We start from the raw sequence: 602 nt of genomic DNA, 5'->3' as shown, positions 1-602 counted from the left end.
CGCTCGCCTCGCTCGTGGTCGTGCCCGTCTTCTGGTGGGTCTCCAGCCACTTCGCCCGCTTCACCCGCGACGTCTCGCGCGAGCGCCGCCGCCGCGGCGGCTCGCTGTCGAGCATCACCGAGGAGAGCCTGGCCAACGCCACGCTCGTGCAGACCTACGGCCGCGAGCGCGAGGCCGTCGCCGACTACGACCGGCAGAACCGCGCGATCGCCGCGGCCGAGCTGGCCGGCAGCCGTGTGCGGGGCCTCTTCCTGCCGCTCGTCGACCTGGCCGAGCTGGTCGGGGTGCTGCTCGTGGTGACCCTCGGGGTCTGGGCGCTCTCCACCGACCGCCTCACCCTCGGCGGGCTGCTGGCCTTCCTCACCCTGCTCATGCAGTGCTACCGCCCGGTGCGCGACCTCAGCGACCTGGTGCCGTCGCTCTTCTCGGCCACCGCCGGCGTCGAGCGCCTCGTGGAGCTGCTCGACGAGCCCCGCGCGGGAGACCGGGCGGGGGCCACCGCGCTGCCCGGCGGCCGGGGCGCCGTGGACCTGAGCGCCGTGACCGTGCGCTACCCCGGCGCAGCACGCGACGCCGTCAGCGGGCTCGACCTGCACGTCGCG

1 protein-coding gene is annotated in these 602 nt (G+C 75.6%); it reads left to right on the top strand.

Translation table 11 applies throughout. The features are described from left to right. On the top strand, positions 1–602 hold a 602-nt coding region (locus LPA27_RS19170), incomplete at both ends, for an ABC transporter transmembrane domain-containing protein (RefSeq protein ID WP_228943581.1).

The sequence above is a fragment of the Nocardioides sp. Leaf374 genome (assembly GCF_916862475.1).
Lineage (GTDB): Bacteria > Actinomycetota > Actinomycetes > Propionibacteriales > Nocardioidaceae > Nocardioides > Nocardioides kribbensis.
This window is presented reverse-complemented; position numbering and strand designations above follow the sequence as displayed.